The organism is Pannonibacter anstelovis (genome assembly GCF_036881715.1).
GTDB lineage: Bacteria > Pseudomonadota > Alphaproteobacteria > Rhizobiales > Stappiaceae > Pannonibacter > Pannonibacter anstelovis.
In genome coordinates, this window is sequence record NZ_JBAKBF010000002.1 from 97,846 (window position 1) to 113,636 (window position 15,791).

Annotated in this window: 17 protein-coding genes and 1 riboswitch; of the genes, 8 read left to right on the forward strand and 9 right to left on the reverse strand. The window is 61.8% G+C overall.

Going from position 1 to position 15,791, the window contains the following annotated elements:
• Positions 1-369: 369 nt before the first annotated feature.
• Positions 370-819 carry a group III truncated hemoglobin gene (locus tag V6L75_RS03255; protein WP_334250096.1) on the reverse strand — a complete coding sequence of 150 codons (450 nt, stop codon included), beginning with the start codon at positions 817-819 and terminating at the stop codon, positions 370-372.
• 201 nt (positions 820-1,020) lie between these two features.
• Here V6L75_RS03255 and V6L75_RS03260 point away from each other — a divergent pair, with 201 nt between their 5' ends.
• The 5 genes from V6L75_RS03260 to V6L75_RS03280 all read left to right on the forward strand — a co-directional run bounded on the left by V6L75_RS03260 (position 1,021) and on the right by V6L75_RS03280 (position 5,962).
• Positions 1,021-2,148, forward strand: coding sequence for a glycosyltransferase family 2 protein (locus V6L75_RS03260; RefSeq protein ID WP_334250097.1), 1,128 nt, complete (start codon positions 1,021-1,023; stop codon positions 2,146-2,148).
• A gap of 13 nt (positions 2,149-2,161) precedes the next feature.
• The gene (locus V6L75_RS03265; RefSeq protein ID WP_334250098.1) at positions 2,162-3,694 is read left to right on the forward strand and encodes a glycosyltransferase family 39 protein; all 1,533 of its coding nucleotides are present in this window, start codon (positions 2,162-2,164) and stop codon (positions 3,692-3,694) included.
• A 110-nt stretch (positions 3,695-3,804) separates the two neighbouring features.
• Positions 3,805-4,602, forward strand: coding sequence for a ChbG/HpnK family deacetylase (locus V6L75_RS03270; RefSeq protein ID WP_334250099.1), 798 nt, complete (start codon positions 3,805-3,807; stop codon positions 4,600-4,602).
• Positions 4,603-4,834: 232 nt separating this feature from the next.
• Positions 4,835-5,524, forward strand: coding sequence for a Crp/Fnr family transcriptional regulator (locus V6L75_RS03275; protein WP_019963193.1), 690 nt, complete (start codon positions 4,835-4,837; stop codon positions 5,522-5,524).
• Positions 5,525-5,545: 21 nt separating this feature from the next.
• Positions 5,546-5,962, forward strand: a complete 417-nt coding sequence (locus tag V6L75_RS03280; protein ID WP_334250100.1) for an acyl-CoA thioesterase — start codon at positions 5,546-5,548, stop codon at positions 5,960-5,962.
• 223 nt (positions 5,963-6,185) lie between these two features.
• Here V6L75_RS03280 and V6L75_RS03285 read toward each other — a convergent pair whose 3' ends face one another.
• Positions 6,186-6,473 carry a hypothetical protein gene (locus tag V6L75_RS03285; RefSeq protein ID WP_334250101.1) on the reverse strand — a complete coding sequence of 96 codons (288 nt, stop codon included), beginning with the start codon at positions 6,471-6,473 and terminating at the stop codon, positions 6,186-6,188.
• Between the two features lie 71 nt (positions 6,474-6,544).
• Positions 6,545-6,656: riboswitch (SAM-I-IV-variant riboswitch) on the reverse strand.
• A 195-nt stretch (positions 6,657-6,851) separates the two neighbouring features.
• Between V6L75_RS03285 and V6L75_RS03290 the strand changes: the two genes are divergently transcribed.
• A complete protein-coding gene (locus V6L75_RS03290) occupies positions 6,852-7,583 on the forward strand; it encodes a YoaK family protein (RefSeq protein ID WP_334250102.1) in 732 nt (243 codons plus the stop codon).
• Between the two features lie 89 nt (positions 7,584-7,672).
• Positions 7,673-8,674 carry a hypothetical protein gene (locus V6L75_RS03295; RefSeq protein ID WP_334250103.1) on the forward strand — a complete coding sequence of 334 codons (1,002 nt, stop codon included), beginning with the start codon at positions 7,673-7,675 and terminating at the stop codon, positions 8,672-8,674.
• A gap of 10 nt (positions 8,675-8,684) precedes the next feature.
• On the opposite strand, the gene V6L75_RS03300 is transcribed toward V6L75_RS03295, so the two are convergent.
• Positions 8,685-8,891, reverse strand: coding sequence for a SlyX family protein (locus V6L75_RS03300; RefSeq protein WP_050472026.1), 207 nt, complete (start codon positions 8,889-8,891; stop codon positions 8,685-8,687).
• 169 nt (positions 8,892-9,060) lie between these two features.
• Here V6L75_RS03300 and V6L75_RS03305 point away from each other — a divergent pair, with 169 nt between their 5' ends.
• The gene (locus V6L75_RS03305) at positions 9,061-9,765 is read left to right on the forward strand and encodes a glutathione binding-like protein (RefSeq protein WP_334250104.1); all 705 of its coding nucleotides are present in this window, start codon (positions 9,061-9,063) and stop codon (positions 9,763-9,765) included.
• Between the two features lie 63 nt (positions 9,766-9,828).
• Here V6L75_RS03305 and V6L75_RS03310 read toward each other — a convergent pair whose 3' ends face one another.
• The 6 genes from V6L75_RS03310 to V6L75_RS03335 form a co-directional block, all read right to left on the reverse strand.
• Complete coding sequence (locus V6L75_RS03310; protein ID WP_334250105.1) at positions 9,829-10,377, reverse strand: hypothetical protein; 549 nt, start codon at positions 10,375-10,377, stop codon at positions 9,829-9,831.
• 70 nt (positions 10,378-10,447) lie between these two features.
• The gene (locus tag V6L75_RS03315; RefSeq protein ID WP_334250106.1) at positions 10,448-11,011 is read right to left on the reverse strand and encodes a hypothetical protein; all 564 of its coding nucleotides are present in this window, start codon (positions 11,009-11,011) and stop codon (positions 10,448-10,450) included.
• 266 nt (positions 11,012-11,277) lie between these two features.
• Positions 11,278-12,918, reverse strand: coding sequence for a chaperonin GroEL (groL, locus tag V6L75_RS03320; RefSeq protein WP_334250107.1), 1,641 nt, complete (start codon positions 12,916-12,918; stop codon positions 11,278-11,280).
• A gap of 56 nt (positions 12,919-12,974) precedes the next feature.
• Entirely contained in the window at positions 12,975-13,262 is a 288-nt protein-coding gene (groES, locus tag V6L75_RS03325) for a co-chaperone GroES (protein WP_019963183.1), read from the reverse strand.
• A gap of 248 nt (positions 13,263-13,510) precedes the next feature.
• Positions 13,511-14,920: a sigma-54-dependent transcriptional regulator gene (locus V6L75_RS03330; protein ID WP_334250108.1), complete on the reverse strand. Its 1,410-nt coding sequence runs from the start codon at positions 14,918-14,920 to the stop codon at positions 13,511-13,513.
• Positions 14,921-15,128: 208 nt separating this feature from the next.
• Positions 15,129-15,698, reverse strand: a complete 570-nt coding sequence (locus V6L75_RS03335; protein ID WP_334250109.1) for a hypothetical protein — start codon at positions 15,696-15,698, stop codon at positions 15,129-15,131.
• Positions 15,699-15,791 lie beyond the last annotated feature (93 nt).

The window sequence follows — 15,791 nt, forward strand, 5'->3', positions numbered from 1 at the left end:
GGAACGCGCGCCCCTTTTGCCGCAGCGCCCCACTCCCCTGAGCTACGGCCCCCTGAGCTACGGCATGCAGATATCGTGTCTGAAGCCGGTGAATGCTTGGGCAAAGTCTGCCGTCTGGTCACTAAGGCACAGCGTTTCCGCCCCCCTCCCCCTCGTGGGGAGGGGTTAGGGGTGGGGGGAAAAGCCTTTCTGGCTGGCTGAGTGTCCATTGATTTCAGACAGCTGCTACTCGTGATGCCTTTTCAGAAAAAATCTGTTTTTCATATGGTTGCAGGCTCTGAGCCCCCCACCCCTTACCCCTCCCCACGAGGGGGAGGGGGGCGGAGAGGCCCAGCCACAGACCAGAGGTATGATGGCGGGCGCCTCGCCCTATTCCTCCCCGAACAGAAAACCCGGCGGGCGGTCGAAGGGGGTGCCGAGCATGGCAAGCCAGAGGCTGGTGGCGATGCGTTCTGCCTGGCGGATGACGATGGCGGCAGCTTCCGGATCGGCAAAGACACTGCGGGCGGTCTGGCGGAAGAGGGTGAGCCAGCGGCGGAAATCATCGCTTTCCACTTCCTGGCGCATGGGCAGGTGGGCAGGCACCGGGCGGCCCTTGTATTCGCCGGTCTTCAGCAGCACGGAGCCCCAGAAGCTCTTCATCCGTTCCAGATGCGCGTCCCAGTGTCCGGCCATGCGGGCCTCGAAAATGGGGCCGAGGCGTTCGTCGGCGCGCACGGCATCATAGAAGCTGTCCACCAGCGTGTTGATTTCATCCCGCGTGATGCTCTTATGCATGGGCACGCGGCTGACGGCGGGGCGGATATCGAGGGAGGTCATGGCCTGCTTTCCTGAAGTGTGACCGCAGTTTACCGGCTAGCCTGCGCAAAGGCACGGCAAAACCGGAACGGGCGGCAACGGGCCGCAGGCGGGGACAAGCTGTGCCTCGCTTGCAAATGGCGGCCTTTTGGCTATGTTCCCGGCCAAACAGACCGGCAGGCAAATGGCCGCCGCAAGATGACTGAAGAACGGATTTTCCGCATGGATGTGAGCCTGAACCGGACAGAGGCGCAATTGGGCGCCGCGCCGGAACTCACCGTGGTGCTGCCAACCTATAATGAGCGGGGCAATGTGCCGCTGGTTATCGCGGCGCTGCGCAAGGCGCTCGAGGGTGTAGCCTGGGAAGTCATCTTCGTCGATGACAATTCGCCGGATGGCACCGCCGCTGCGGCCCGTGCCATTGCCGCCGAAGACCCGCGCATCCGTGTGATCCGCCGTGTCGGCCGCCGGGGTTTGTCCGGCGCCTGCGTCGAAGGCATGCTGGCCTCGTCTGCTCCCTTCGTGGCGGTGATGGATGCGGACATGCAGCATGACGAGACGCTGCTGCCGCGCATGCTGGCAACGCTTCGTTACGGCGAGGTGGATCTGGCTGTTGCCAGCCGCAAGGTGGAAGGCGGGGATATCGGCGATGGGCTTTCCGCGATCCGCAAGGCAGGGTCCAATTTCGCCAATGCGCTGGCACGCAAGCTGCTGAAGGTGACGCTTTCCGACCCGATGAGCGGCTTCTTCATGCTGCGGCGGGACGTGGTGGATGAACTGGCTCCGCGCCTCTCTGCTCAGGGTTTCAAGATCCTGCTGGATATCGTGGCCAGCGGCGAGGGGCGCCTGCGTATCCGTGAGCTTCCGTTTGTCTTCCGCGAACGGCAGGAAGGGGAAAGCAAGCTCGATACCCTGGTGACGCTGGATTATCTGGGCCTTCTGGTCTCGAAATACCTGGGCGACATGGTGTCCGTCCGCTTCCTCATGTTCAGCCTTGTGGGCGCCAGCGGCGTGCTGGTGCATCTGGTGGCGCTGCGCGCGTCGCTGCTGGCGCTGGAGCTGGATTTCAACCAGGCGCAGATTGCCGCGACCTTCGTCGCCATGACCACCAACTTCTTCCTCAACAATCAGCTGACCTACCGGGACCGGCGCCTGACCGGCTTTGCTCTGCTGCGCGGCCTCGTCACCTTCTATGCGGTGTGCAGTGTCGGCGTGCTGGCCAATGTGGGCGTCGCCAACCTGATCTATGAAAACGAGCCAGTGTGGTGGATTGCGGGTGCTGCCGGTGCCGTGATGGGCGCGGTGTGGAACTACGCTGCCTCCTCCGTGCTGACCTGGCGCAAGTCCTGAGGGTGAACTGATCATGGCTGGACAGACGGGCGCATTGGAAACTGGCCGCGAAACAGTGGCAGACCTGCCGGTCTGGCTGCAGCCGAGGCTGCTCATCCTGCTGGTGCTGGCCCTGACGGTTCTGCGCCTGTGGACCGGCGCCAGCGCCTATATCGTCGAGGACGAAGCCTATTACAGGCTCTGGGGCCTCTATCCGGCCTTCGGCTACTATGATCACCCGCCGATGGTGGCCTGGTGGATCTGGCTGGGTCAGCAGTTCGCCGGCGACAATGCTCTCGGGTTGAGGCTCGTCAGCATCCTTTCGGCGGCCATCGGGTCGCTGGTGCTCTGGCGCACGGCCTTTCTGTTGTTCGGCCCGCGTGTGGCCGGGCTGTCCGTGCTGTTCCTCAACGCGACGCTGCTTGTTGGCATCGGCGCTGTGCTGGCGACACCTGATGCGCCGTCCGTGTTCTTCTGGGGACTGACGCTCTGGGCGCTGGCGGAACTGACTGCTTCGGGAAAGGCGAACTGGTGGCTGGCGGTCGGGCTGTTCGCAGGCTGCGGGCTTGTTTCCAAATATTCCGTGCTGTTCCTTGGGGCCGGCATCGTGCTGTGGCTGCTGATGCCAGCCAACCGCCGCTGGTTCCTCTCCTGGCAGCTCTGGGCGGGCGGGCTCATCGCTCTTGCCGTGCTGTCGCCAGTGCTGATGTGGAATGCGGACCATGACTGGGCCTCGTTCTACAAGCAGTTCGGCCGCGCCGGGCGCGGCGAGTGGACGGAAAAATTCATCATCGAGTTCATCGGGGCCTTCCTCGGTCTGCTCAATCCGCTGGTGGCCATTCCGGCGCTGGCCGGGCTCTGGCAGCTTGTGCGGCGGATGGTTCGGGGCGAGGCGGGCGCCGGGCTGGCCGTTCTGACCACGCTGCCGTTCCTCGCCTATCTGCTCGTTCATGCGCTGCATTCTCGTGTTCAGGGCAACTGGCCAGCTCCCGTATTCCCGGCCTTCTGCATCATGGCGGCGGTGTTTGTGGCCGGTTCTGCAGCGCGCTTCTGGCGCGGGCTTGCGGCGGTGGCGGTTGTGTTGGGCCTCGGATTCGGCGCCGCGGTGCAGGTGCATGCGGTATCCCCGTTTACCGGCAAGTTTGCCCGCAAGGACCCCACGTTCCAGATGCGCGGCTGGCCGGAAATCCATGATGAGCTGCGCCAGATCGCCGATGCGCAAGGGGCCGGTTACATCGCCACCATGGGCTACGGCCTCAATGGCCAGATGGCCTTTGCCTTCCGGGGCGAGATTCCTGTCATCCAGCTCAATGACCGCATCCGCTATGTGATGATGCCGCAGCCGGGGCCGGAACTGTTCTCCGTGCCAGGCCTCTATGTTACCGAAGCGCGGCGCGATGCGGCCGAGCGGCTGTCGGAAACCTTTGGCAGGGTGGAGCTTGTGGCAACCCTGACCCGCAAGGTTGATGGCGTGCCGCTTGAAGATCTCTTGGTCTATGCCGTAGAGCAGCCGGAAGGCTCGCCGCTGGAGCCAATTGATCCGGCTCTCTGGATGGGTGCGCAATAGTCTGATGCCGCTAAGGCATGCCTGAATTCTGTTTCCGATTGTATTCCAAGCCTTTTTGCGGTTAGCAAAGAGCCATGGTGCCCCGCGATAAATTGCGGGTAGGGGGCGGAATGAAACGGATCACCCTGGCGGCAGTCGATTATGGCTTTGCGTTCGGCACAGACCGGGCCATCCGCGAGCTTTTGGCACAGGGCCGCCTCAGTGCCGTGGGGTGCCTTGCTTTCTCCGAGCTCTGGCGGCGTGAATATGCGCCCTTGCGCGAGGTGGTGGATGGTGCGGCCAGCCATGCACTCGTTGGCCTGACGCTGACACTTACAGGTGCGTTTGGTGAGCCGATGAGCCCGCGCTGGCGGCAGGAGCTGGGAGTGGCGTTCCGCAGTACCAGCTGGTTCGCGCGCCGCGCAGGCTTCAGGCTGCTTCCCGAAGAAATCATCCTTGAGGAGATGTCTGCCCAGATCCGCAGTTTCATGGAGCATTTCGGTGCTGAGCCGCAGTTCATCACCCTTTCAGATGGCCTGATGCGCCACAGGGTGCTGGTGCAGCTGCTGGCAAGGGCTGTAGAAGCCGGGGGACTTGCAACCCGTCCGCTTCTCGTTTTTCCGCAAGGTGAGGGGCGGCCGCTGCGCCATTTCAGCCGCTTTGCACTGAAGCTCGGCTTTCCGGTGCTTGCCAGCGGTCCCGTGCTGCCGGATCTTCCAACAGAGGCAGAGCTGCAGGAGGCGCTGCGGCATCATTTCGACGGACTGCCCGAAATGGCCTTCGTTGTGGCGTGGCCTTCGATCATCGATGACCGCTTGCGCCGGCAACTTCCGAAAGCGGAGCTCGCAAGGCGTGAGCGGCATTTTGCCGTGCTCAAGAGCCTCAAATTCTTCAACACGCTGGCAGAGAAGGACATCTTCCTTTACTGAAGGCGTACCAGCCGGTCTCTTTCCTGCCCGTCCTCGATCTGGCCTTTCGCAAACGGAAACGGCTCCAGTGGGGGCTGGAGCCGTTCTTCGGGAGGAGACAAACAGCTCTCGCTGTCTGCTATTGTGGATGTGGGTTGTTTTTGCGAGATTGCCAGAGGCAGGGCAGGGAAATTTTACAGGGCAGGCGGGCGGCGCAAAGCTGCAGCTCTGTCATGAGCAAGGGGCGTGTCTCGTGTCGGATCTAAAGGGCTTTCTCGACAACAGCTTCACTCTCGAGGGGTTGCCGTCAGAACTGGCGGATGGGCTCACCCGTCTGGCGCGCCCGATGAAGGTAAACCAGGGGGCGATCCTTTTCGAAACAGGCGATCCGGGCAATGGCTGTTATGCCATTCTGGAAGGCTCCCTCAAGGTTTCCATTCTCTCGGTCGAAGGGGATGAGCAGCTTCTGGCCGTGCTCGGGCCGGGAGATCTGGTGGGTGAACTGGCGCTGCTCGACGGGCGCCCGCGCTCGGCCACCGTGACGGCGCTGAAGGCGGCACGGCTCGCCTTTATCGACAAGTCGGCCTTCGAGCGCTTTGCCGATGAGAATCCGCAGCTTTACCGGCACATGCTGGCCATCGTCGGCAAGCGGCTGCGCCAGTCCAACGATGTTCTGGCCGCCCGTTCCTTCCTGCCGCTGCCGGGCCGTGTGGCCCAGACGCTGATGCAGCTGGCGGAGACTTTCGGCAAGCCGCTGGATAACGGCCGCATTCTCATTCACTACAAGCTCAGCCAGTCCGAGATTGCCAATATGGCAGGCGCCGCGCGCGAGAATGTCAGTCGCGTGCTGAACGACTGGAAGCGGCTCGGCACCATCAGCCGTATTTCCGGATACTACTGCCTTGAGCGCCCGGAAGTGCTCAAGCAGGCTGCAACCCTCTGATTTTCCTCCCCACCGTCTTTCATGGAGAGCCATGTGACAGCCACTTCGGACGCAGAAACCGAACAGCCAACCGGTGACCTGACCCTTCGCACCATGGCCATGCCGGCCGACACCAACGCATCTGGCGACATTTTTGGCGGCTGGGTGCTGTCGCAGATGGATCTTGCGGGCGGCATCGCCGCGGGCCAGCGGGCCGGGGGGCGCGTGGTGACCATTGCCATCGACCGGATGAAATTCATCCGCCCTGTGCATGTTGGCGATGTGCTGTGTATCTACACCCGTGTTGGCCGGATTGGCCGCTCTTCCATGGAGATCAACATGGAAGCCTGGGCTCTGCGCCACCGGTATGGCCAGCGGGAAAAAGTAACCGAGGCTATGTTCACGTTCGTGGCCGTGGATGAGGATGGCCGTCCGCGTCCGGTTCCGGCGGAGTGCTGACCTGCGGCGGGTGATACACGCAAAGGCGGGCCCGCTGCCGGGAACCTCGCCACTGTTCTCATGGCACGGCGAATAATGGCATGATGAATAAAAGGAAGAAGCCGGTCAGGCGGGCCTGACCGGCTTGCGGCCTGCTTGGCAGCAGGCGGAACAGCACGGAGCGCACGGCAATCAGCCATGGCACGTGAGAATAGCGTGGTTCGGGAGCGGTTTCCGCAGCGTATCAGCCGGGAAGGGTCTGCCGGGCGCGACGCTCGAGATCGGCGTAAAGGCTCTCGTCGACCGCTTTGGAACAACCCGTGTTCCACAATGCGATCAGCCCTTCCACCCGTGTCTTGCGCATCTCTGAGGTCAGCGGCGCATGTGTACGGCGGAGCGCGGCGGTCAGTTTCAACTGACGCAGGCGCTGCAGGACATAAAATTCCGAGGCGGTCAGGGAAGAACGGGCGGCAGGCGCGGCCAGGTCCTTCAGCTGTGCCCCGGCCAGGACAATCTGGACGGATGCGTTCACGGCGTTTCTCTCTCTTCTCGACATTAAAAAAATCCTCCATCGGTTGCCCGAGGAGGACTGGCGCATTGACGTTCTGACCGCTTGGTTGCCCTGGATTTCTCCATGGCCACATCCCTTTGCGGGGACCACCTTGCCCGGCCGGGCAGGTTGGCGAGGGCGCCAGCCCTTCTCTTGATGATGGCCGCTTTATGCCATGGACGGCGCATGGGGTCAATCACCTGAGAAGACCGGTTTGAACCTGTTTCCAAGTGCCCGTCTGAACCTCGTGTGTGGTGGTCAACAACTCCTTAATGGGATGCAGGGCAGGGTGTAGGCAACGCAGGTGAGCCGTGCAGGCAGGGATGTGAGCACGGCTGAGGGACAACGGGAACGCGACATATGACCGGCGAGAGGATGAGCCGCCAGGGGCCGTTTGATCCGGCCCGGCCGTTGACCGCAATGATGCTGGCATTCTGTGCCTGCTATGTCGACGTCATCTGCGTCCTTGGCCTGTTCCACACCTTCACCGCCTTCGTCACGGGCACGCTTGTCGTGCTTTGCACGGAGATCTTTACCCTGCCAGATGACGCCAAGCTGAAGCTGGTGGTGCTCGCGACCTTCTTTGCCGCAACACTTGGCTGGTACGAACTGATCGTCCGCCTGAAAGCGGCCGGGCACCTGCGGCTGGCGCCATTGCTGGTGCTGGAAGCGGTGCTGCTGATAGTGTTCATGCTGGTGGCAGTGCTGGCCGGGCCACTGGAGCATCCCCTGGCGCTTGCGACAATCGCCGCCGTGATGATCTCGACCCTCGCCATGTCGTTGCAGAACGTGATCATGAGCGAGCTGCTGAGCTATCACGCGCCGACAACCTTCATGACCGGCAACACAATGCGCCTGATTGCCGGCCTGGTTTCCGGCTGGCTTTCCACGGCACCGGCGGCGCCCGGTCAGGTGGCTGACGCCCGGGCGGGCGCCATCCGGCACGCGCAGGTGATACTGGCCTTCGTCGGCGGCGGGTTGATGGGGGGCTTCGGGATGATGCAGTCCGGTTTCTATGCACTGCTGCTGCCCGTCGGCATTCTGCTGACCATGGCGGCGGCACAGCGGCCTCTATCCTCCGGGCAAGGCTGATCCGTCACAGCTTTCTGGCGGGCGCGTCTTCACTCATGACCCTGTCCATATCGGGAGGCGCAGCCTCCCGCAGTCATGAGGACCAGCCCATGCCGGTACAAAACGATGCCACCCTGCAGATGATCAATGCAAACAATGCTGGCTTTGGGACGGTTCGTCTCGATCCGAGGGCGGAGACAGGCAACTATCAGGATCATCTGGCGATCCAGGCCGGTCAGCTGCCCAGTGTCTATTACGGGCTTGCAGGATCGGACAATACGACGAGATTCAGGCCTCTCCACCGAAGCGGCCTTCTGGCAACAACGGCCCGGACCCGTCTGTATTTTGCGGTGGGGGGCATGATCGGTCAGATCACCAATCCGCGTGCCGCCCTGACCACAAACATGCAGCATGTGTGTGGTCCGGTTTACACCAGCCGGTTCTATGTCTTTGTCCGGCTTGGCGTGACGCTCACAGATTTTCAGACGTCACTGCAGGCCATGCAGACTGTCGCACAGACCATTTCGACGGATGATCTTCAGGATATGAATGTCACGGCGCAGGCGAGTGGTGGAACCGGAGTCTATTATGTGAACTCAGGCGCTCTTGCCGGTACGTTCTGGGCGCATAAGGACACAGGTTGGGAGACTTCCATTCTGCCTTCTGCGGTCAACAACCGGCTGCGGCCGCTTTGCCTGATGGACTTCCGGATTCAGCCCAGCCAGGTTGCCGTTGCCCAGGGAACGGGGCCCGCCTATCCTGCAAGCCTTGCGCTGGCTCCCGATACGCGGGGCCGGGTGCATACGGGACACACGCTGATCGCGCCGGGCGCATTGGCAAACTGGTACGCCGCCCAGAGTTTTGCGTCGCTGGGTGCGCCTGTTCCGGGAGCAACGATCTGGAACAAGTATGACTGGCTTGGCCAATACCAGCAGACGGCCTCCTTTGCGACGAACAATTACGCCATTACGGGTCCGCAGATCGCCAGCGGCAATGAATACTACGCCCGCGATTTCTTCAATCTGTTCCCGGTAACGAACCCGAATGCGGACGCAGCCACTGCGCAAAGCCAGTCCATCGTCTCGATGATCGATGGCTTCGTGAACAATTGAGTTTTTGCGCTCAATAATGCGGCGGGCGGGTGACGGGATGGGCGGAAATACCCGTCTCGATCAGCTCGTCGATCTGGTCCGTCATTTCCCGCAGCTTGCGCGTCAGCCGTTCGATCTGCTTGCCCTGCTCGATGACCACGGCGTTGAGATCGTCGATGGTGCGAATGGCATGGGCAAGGCCGATTTCCAGATTCACGACGCGGTCTTCATCCATCATGGCAAGGGCCTCTCGTGATATGCGGACACTTATCGGCCGCAGGTTCGGGAAAACTGACGGGGCATGGGCTTGGCAGCACGCACAGGATGCTTAAGTTAGATCCGTGGGGCGCCTTGCCTCGCGTCTTATCTCCCCTCCCGCCTTATCGCACAAGAGTGAAAGCCCGAACATGACAAGCCTTGCGGATTTTCCGATCACCCGGAAGTGGCCGGCCCAGCATCCTGACCGTATCCAGCTTTACTCTCTTCCGACGCCGAACGGCATCAAGGTCAGCGCCTTCCTGGAAGAGGCGGGGCTTGCCTATGAGCCGCATCTGGTGGACTTCGGCTCCAATGACCAGATGACGCCTGAGTTCCTGTCGCTGAATCCGAACAACAAGATCCCGGCGATCATTGATCCCAATGGCCCGGATGGGAAGCCTTTTGGCATCTGGGAATCCGGCGCCATCCTCATCTATCTTGCGGAAAAGACTGGAAAGTTTCTGCCGAAGGATCCGGCCGGGAAGTATGAGACGATCCAGTGGCTGATGTGGCAGATGGGCGGCCTTGGCCCCATGTCCGGACAGCTCGGCTTCTTCCACAAATTCGCTGGCCGCGAATATGAGGACCGCCGCCCGTTCGAGCGTTACCGTGACGAGGTGAAGCGCCTGCTGGGCGTGCTTGATCAGCGTCTTGAGGGCCGTGAGTTCATCATGGGCCCGGACTATACCGTTGCCGACATGGCCTCATGGCCCTGGCTTCGCACCATCTCCGGCTTCTATGAAGCGGCAGATCACGTTGACCTTGCAGCCCGCAAGAACGTGCTGCGCTGGTTCGAGACCTGCATGGCCCGTCCGGCCAGCCAGAAGGCAGTCAATATTCCGGCGCGGGGCTGAGAAATCAAGGATCATTCCGGCCCGGCGGAAAAGGCCGGGCCGGTCTTTATGGCATGGACCGGATCACGCAAAGATCTGCCACCATGGCGCCCAGCCGGCAGTTTTCATCTGTGCCGGAGAAATTTGCGCGGTCTTTTGATTGATCTGGCCGGTCTGGGCCAGCATTGATTGCAATGTTATTGCATGTATCATGGTACATCCGAAGTTGGCAGGGTTCTCGTCCGCGAAGCTATTGTAGAAAACATAGAAAGGTATTGCAGGCGTGTCGCCGAAGTAGCCGTTCTTTGTTGTGGCAATGAGCGTGTTCATCTGGTTGATGTCGATCGTGTAGAATGGGAACTTGTTCACGACATCGAGTTTCTTCGCCTGCACCAGCAGAACGGAGCCCTTGTAGTTCCAGATCCAGTCGCCGCCGAATTCGATCTCCAGCTTGGCACCCTGAAGGCTTGTCGTGCCGAGACCAAGGTTCTGGGCGATGGACTGGTCGTTGATCACGGCCAGATTGACGCTTGTGATCGCGTCTTCCCGGATCACCTCGCCCAGATTGGAAGAGGCCTTCATGATGTTGTAGGTCCAGGTGGACTGGTCTTTGAGAACGTCGGTAAGAGACATTGGGTGGCTCCCTGCGGTTGTCTGTCTCTTGCCTTGACGCAGACAGGGCAGGGCGCGTGAGCCGCTGGCCTCACTTCAGCGGAAACATTTCATACCAGGGCCGGGCGCCGGCATGCCGTGCCTCCTCAAGTGTCACTATGGCAGGGTGCAGCGTCAGCCGGTTGCGGTTGAACAGAAAGTCCTGCATGCGCCGGGCATCGATGAAGAGGCAGCCTTCGCTCATGCGGTGCTCCGGTCCGGTAAAGCTGGTGTAAAGCACGAAGACGGGATGGACATGCCGGTGGCCGTGGGAGGCGGCTTCTGCTGCCGCGATGAGGCTGCGGATGCCATCCACCTCGAAGGGGAAATAATTCAGCCCCAGATGCCGCTCGCGCTCCAGCCGCAGGGCGCGCACCAGATAGTGCCGGTCTTCCAGGCTCCACGCCCAGCTCGCCCCCAGATCCTCCGCAAGGCCCGGGTCCTCCTGCCAGGCGGTGACCAGCCCGATCTTCGCTGCCCGCGTCATCTGGTGGATCGTCACCAGATTGACCGTCGTCAGAAACGGCTCCGCCACATGCGCCCCGAGATGGGCCGTGGCTTCCATGAAGTCCGAGGTCCAGACCGACCTATCGGCAAGAATTTCCTGAATATTCATGACCATCCCGGCACCTGCTGTCCTGCCTTGAAGGACGCTTGCGGGGGAGGAATGTGAATATAATCCGCTGAGTGATTTGTGGGGCGGCCATGCAAAAAGGGCAGCCCTAGGGCGGCCCTTTCCGTATTCCGAGGCTGATGGACTTCTTAGAAGTCCATGCCGCCCCCCGTGCCCGCGTGGCGGGCACAGGACTTAATCTGATGGGCGCCATGCAAAAAGGGCGGCCCGAAGACCGCCCTTTCCTTATTCTGAAGCGTTTGGACTTCTTAGAAGTCCATGCCGCCCATGCCGCCCATGCCGCCGCCCGGCATTGCCGGAGCGTCCTTCTTCGGCAGCTCGGCAACCATGGCACCGGTGGTGATCAGCAGGCCAGCGACGGAAGCGGCGTCCTGCAGGGCAGTGCGCACGACCTTCGTCGGGTCGATGATGCCAGCTTCGATCATGTTGACATAGGTCTCGGTCTGAGCGTCGAAGCCGAAGGAAACATTGCTGTTTTCCTGGATCTTGCCAACGACGATCGAGCCTTCCACGCCGGCGTTCTCGACGATCTGACGGATCGGGGCCTCAAGAGCGCGCAGGACGATCTTGATGCCTGCCTGAATGTCAGCGTTGTCGGAGGTCAGCTTCTCGACTGCAGCCTTGGCGCGCAGGAGCGCGGTGCCGCCGCCCGGGACAATGCCTTCTTCGACGGCCGCACGGGTCGCGTTCAGTGCGTCGTCGACGCGGTCCTTCTTTTCCTTCACTTCGATCTCGGTTGCACCGCCAACGCGGATGACGGCGACGCCGCCAGCCAGCTTGGCCAGACGCTCCTGCAGCTTCTCGCGGTCGTAGTCCGAGGTGGTTTCCTCGATCTGCGCCTTGATCTGTGCAACGCGGCCAGCGATGTCGTCCTTGGAGCCAGCGCCATCAACGATGGTGGTGTTTTCCTTGGAGATGGAGACCTTCTCGGCGCGGCCGAGCATGTCGAGCGTGACGCTCTCCAGCTTGATGCCGAGGTCTTCGGAGATCACCGTGCCGCCGGTCAGGATGGCGATGTCTTCCAGCATGGCCTTGCGGCGGTCGCCGAAGCCCGGAGCCTTGACGGCAGCGATCTTGAGGCCGCCGCGCAGCTTGTTGACGACGAGGGTCGCCAGAGCTTCGCCTTCGACGTCTTCAGCGATGATGAGGAGCGGCTTGCCCGACTGCACCACAGCTTCAAGAACCGGCAGCATGGCCTGCAGGTTGGAGAGCTTCTTCTCGTGCAGGAGAATGTAGGGCTTCTCCAGCTCGGCGAGCATCTTCTCGGCGTTGGTGACGAAGTACGGGGACAGGTAGCCGCGGTCGAACTGCATGCCCTCGACGACTTCCAGCTCAGTCTCGAGAGACTTGGCTTCCTCGACAGTGATCACGCCTTCGTTGCCGACGCGCTGCATGGCTTCGGCAATGTCCTTGCCAACCTGCACGTCGCCGTTGGCGGAAATGGTGCCGACCTGAGCAACTTCTTCAGACGTGGTGATCTTCTTGGAAACCGACACCAGGTACTTCACGGCTTCGGCAGCAGCCATGTCGATGCCGCGCTTCAGATCCATCGGGTTCATGCCGGCGGCAACAGCCTTGGCACCTTCCTTGACGATGGACTGGGCCAGCACGGTGGCGGTGGTGGTGCCGTCACCGGCGATGTCGTTGGTCTTCGAGGCCACTTCGCGCACCATCTGGGCGCCCATGTTCTCGAACTTGTCTTCCAGCTCGATTTCCTTGGCAACCGACACACCGTCCTTGGTGATGCGCGGAGCGCCGAAGGCCTTGTCGAGGACCACGTTACGGCCCTTCGGGCCGAGGGTCACCTTGACGGCGTTTGCGAGGATATCGACGCCGCGCAGCATCTTTTCGCGGGCATCAGCACCGAACTTTACGTCCTTGGCAGCCATTTTATCGTCTCACTCTAATTTGGGTTGATGTCATTGAAATCCGGAGGTCCGCCTGATCAGGCGATCACACCCATGATGTCGGATTCCTTCATGATCAGCAGGTCTTCACCGTTGATCTTGACTTCGGTGCCGGACCACTTGCCGAAGAGCACGCGGTCACCAGCCTTAACGTCAACCGGGATCAGTTCGCCGTTGTCCTTACGGGCGCCAGCGCCGACGGAGACGACTTCGCCTTCCTGCGGCTTTTCCTTGGCGGTGTCCGGAATGATGATGCCGCCGGCGGTCTTCTCTTCGGAGGTTACGCGACGAACAACGACACGGTCGTGCAGCGGACGAAACGTCATTTGGCTCTTTCCTCTCATGCGGCGTGCCCCCATATGAAGCAGCACGCAATCCATAATGTTGATGGCTCGAGAGATCGCGGGTTACCCCGCGTCTTGTTAGCACTCCTCAACAGCGAGTGCTAACAGACCCCGATTTAGGAGTGCCTGCGGGCCTTGTCAATGCCGGACCAAATGAAAAAATCCTCCGGCTGAATGGCCGGAGGACTCGGGTTTTCGGACTTTCGGGGCTTGCGCCGCGCCGCCTGCGCTTACATGGCAGCAGTGCGTTCCGACCAGGACTGCTTTTTGCGGTAGATGGTCGAGGGGCTGATCTCCAGCGCCGCGGCAGCAAGCGCGATATTGCCGTCAAAGGCGTCAAGCGCATCTTCGATGATCCGCCGCTCCTGCGCCCACAGGGGCTCTATGGCAGCCAGCGGCCGGGCGCCGCGTGCGGGGCGGCGGCGCTCGCGGGCTTCATCGCTCCCGAGGCGGGCGCGGGCAGAGCTTTCGCGGATGAAATGCGGCAGCATGTCATAGGTAACCGCCGTGCCGTTGTTCATCACGACGATCTGCCGGATGGTGTTTTCCAGCTGGCGCACGTTGCCGGGCCAGGCATAGGCCTCCAGCCGTGCTTCCGCATCGGCATCAAAGCCCCGGAAGGATCTGCGGTCCTCTCCGGCAAAGCGGATCAGGAACTCCAGTGCCAGTGGCAGGATGTCCTCGCGCCGCTCGCGCAGGGGCGGCAGATGCACGGGCAGAACGTTCAGCCGGTAATAAAGGTCTTCGCGCAGTCGGCCCGTGGCGACTTCCGCCAGCGGATCACGGCTGGACGAGCACATGATGCGCAGGCTGGACGGAGTGCCATTTTCTGACTTCGCCAGCCCCTTGTCCTGCAGCAGCAGCAGAAGCTTGGCCTGCAGCGACAGGTCCAGTTCGTTCACTTCGTCGAGGAACAGTGTGCCGCCGGCGGCCTGCGCCGCAGCGCCCGGATAGGCCTCGCTGCCATCCCCGAACAGCTCCGTATCGATCCGCTCCACCGAAAGCCCGGCGCAGTTGATGGCGACAAACCGGTTGCCGGCGCGGCCGGACAGAACATGGATCGCTTCGGCGCACAGGCTTTTGCCTGTGCCGGACTCGCCGGTGATGAAGACCGGAGCATCGGACGGCGCAAGGCGGCCGATCTGATTGTAGACGCCCGTCATCAGTTGCGAGGTGCCGGTGAAGCGGCCGATGGGCACGCGGGACGCCGGGTCCAGCTGCCGCATGGCCGGGGTGTCACGGCGTGCGGCCTGGGGCTGCACTTGCGGACGGCGGCCATCAAGCTGAGCCTGCACCTTGCTGAGCAGTGCATCCAGCGTGAAGGGCTTGGCGATGAAATCATGCGCTCCTGCGCGCATGGCATTCATGGCCTGTGTAACAGAGCCGTGGGAACTGGTGGCGATGATGATCGCGCCGGGGCTGCGCACTGCGAAACGGGCCAATGCCTCGTCTCCACCGGCAGTCTCGATGTCGATGATCAGCACATCGGCCGAAGCGTCGCTTAGCGCATCGAGGCACTGGCGCGGGTCGGAATAGACCAGCGGCTCGGCGACGGGGCTGCTCAACCGCGCACAAACGGTGGCTGCACGTGTTGCATCCGCCGGGTTTGCGTCAAGAACGCGCACATGAATGGACCTCATGAGGTCCGGAAGGCTCCCCATCCCCGGGTTACTCCCGCTCTTGTCAGATTTCTTCAGGCAGGTCTTGTCTGAACTGTCAGGGGAGTGTTGTGCAAACGTGGTAAACAAAGCGTTGTCAGAGGCGCAAATAGTGACGGCTTTGATAGCTCGTGAAAATTTGCGGCTGCTGCAGGCTGTTGATGCCTCTGCGATTTCTGCTTCGCTGCACCTACAGCCGGGCCGCTGCAAAGCCCGCAGCGAAGGCAAGAGCCATCAGCGGAAAGAAGACTGCTGGATGCAGCAAAAACGCCGGGAAGCCCGGCTTGTCTGTGCTGGATGGCAGCGTTGCGGTGAGGGAGTGCTGTCCGTCGAGAGGGCGCGCAGGTGCTGCCTCGCCGGCTGGCTGGGCCTCCGGAATGGCAGGGACAGGTTCCTTGCCGCCAGGCATTTCCGCTTTTCGCGCCTCCTGTGTGAGAGGATGAAAACCGGGCTGATAGCTGCCCTTGGGGATGATGATGCGGACAGGGTCGTTGTGACCGGTGCCCTCATAATAATCCTCAAGGCGCTTGCGAAGCCTCGCCGCTTCGACCCGCACAATCGGGTCGGTCGCCGGGTTGAAGCTGTCGTCCCGTCCCAGCGCCTGCGTGGCGATGGTATAGCCCTTCAGAGGCACGGGAGGATCTGCGATCGAGGCTTCAACCACGAATGTCAGAAATTGCCGCAGCTGAATGGAGGCCGCAAATTCCGGGCTTTGCGTGATCTTGTGCAAGGTGAGGCGGATGATATCCCGGCAGATCACGTCTTCCGTCTCCGCTGGGGTGCCGGGCGGATCACTGCTCGGCCCGGGTGGCGCGGCACCGGACTGCGGCTCTCTGTCTTTCGTTAGCTGGCC

Coding starts and splice junctions, on each gene's coding strand:
- groL (WP_334250107.1), bottom strand. CDS start 12,918: ATGGCTGCCAAGGACGTAAAGTTCGGTGCTGATGCCCGCGAAAAGATG.
- V6L75_RS03330 (WP_334250108.1), bottom strand. CDS start 14,920: ATGAGGTCCATTCATGTGCGCGTTCTTGACGCAAACCCGGCGGATGCA.
- V6L75_RS03290 (WP_334250102.1), top strand. CDS start 6,852: ATGACCGGCGAGAGGATGAGCCGCCAGGGGCCGTTTGATCCGGCCCGG.
- V6L75_RS03255 (WP_334250096.1), bottom strand. CDS start 819: ATGACCTCCCTCGATATCCGCCCCGCCGTCAGCCGCGTGCCCATGCAT.
- V6L75_RS03280 (WP_334250100.1), top strand. CDS start 5,546: ATGGAGAGCCATGTGACAGCCACTTCGGACGCAGAAACCGAACAGCCA.
- V6L75_RS03310 (WP_334250105.1), bottom strand. CDS start 10,377: ATGTCTCTTACCGACGTTCTCAAAGACCAGTCCACCTGGACCTACAAC.
- V6L75_RS03305 (WP_334250104.1), top strand. CDS start 9,061: ATGACAAGCCTTGCGGATTTTCCGATCACCCGGAAGTGGCCGGCCCAG.
- groES (WP_019963183.1), bottom strand. CDS start 13,262: ATGACGTTTCGTCCGCTGCACGACCGTGTCGTTGTTCGTCGCGTAACC.
- V6L75_RS03270 (WP_334250099.1), top strand. CDS start 3,805: ATGAAACGGATCACCCTGGCGGCAGTCGATTATGGCTTTGCGTTCGGC.
- V6L75_RS03295 (WP_334250103.1), top strand. CDS start 7,673: ATGCCGGTACAAAACGATGCCACCCTGCAGATGATCAATGCAAACAAT.
- V6L75_RS03315 (WP_334250106.1), bottom strand. CDS start 11,011: ATGAATATTCAGGAAATTCTTGCCGATAGGTCGGTCTGGACCTCGGAC.
- V6L75_RS03260 (WP_334250097.1), top strand. CDS start 1,021: ATGGATGTGAGCCTGAACCGGACAGAGGCGCAATTGGGCGCCGCGCCG.
- V6L75_RS03300 (WP_050472026.1), bottom strand. CDS start 8,891: ATGATGGATGAAGACCGCGTCGTGAATCTGGAAATCGGCCTTGCCCAT.
- V6L75_RS03265 (WP_334250098.1), top strand. CDS start 2,162: ATGGCTGGACAGACGGGCGCATTGGAAACTGGCCGCGAAACAGTGGCA.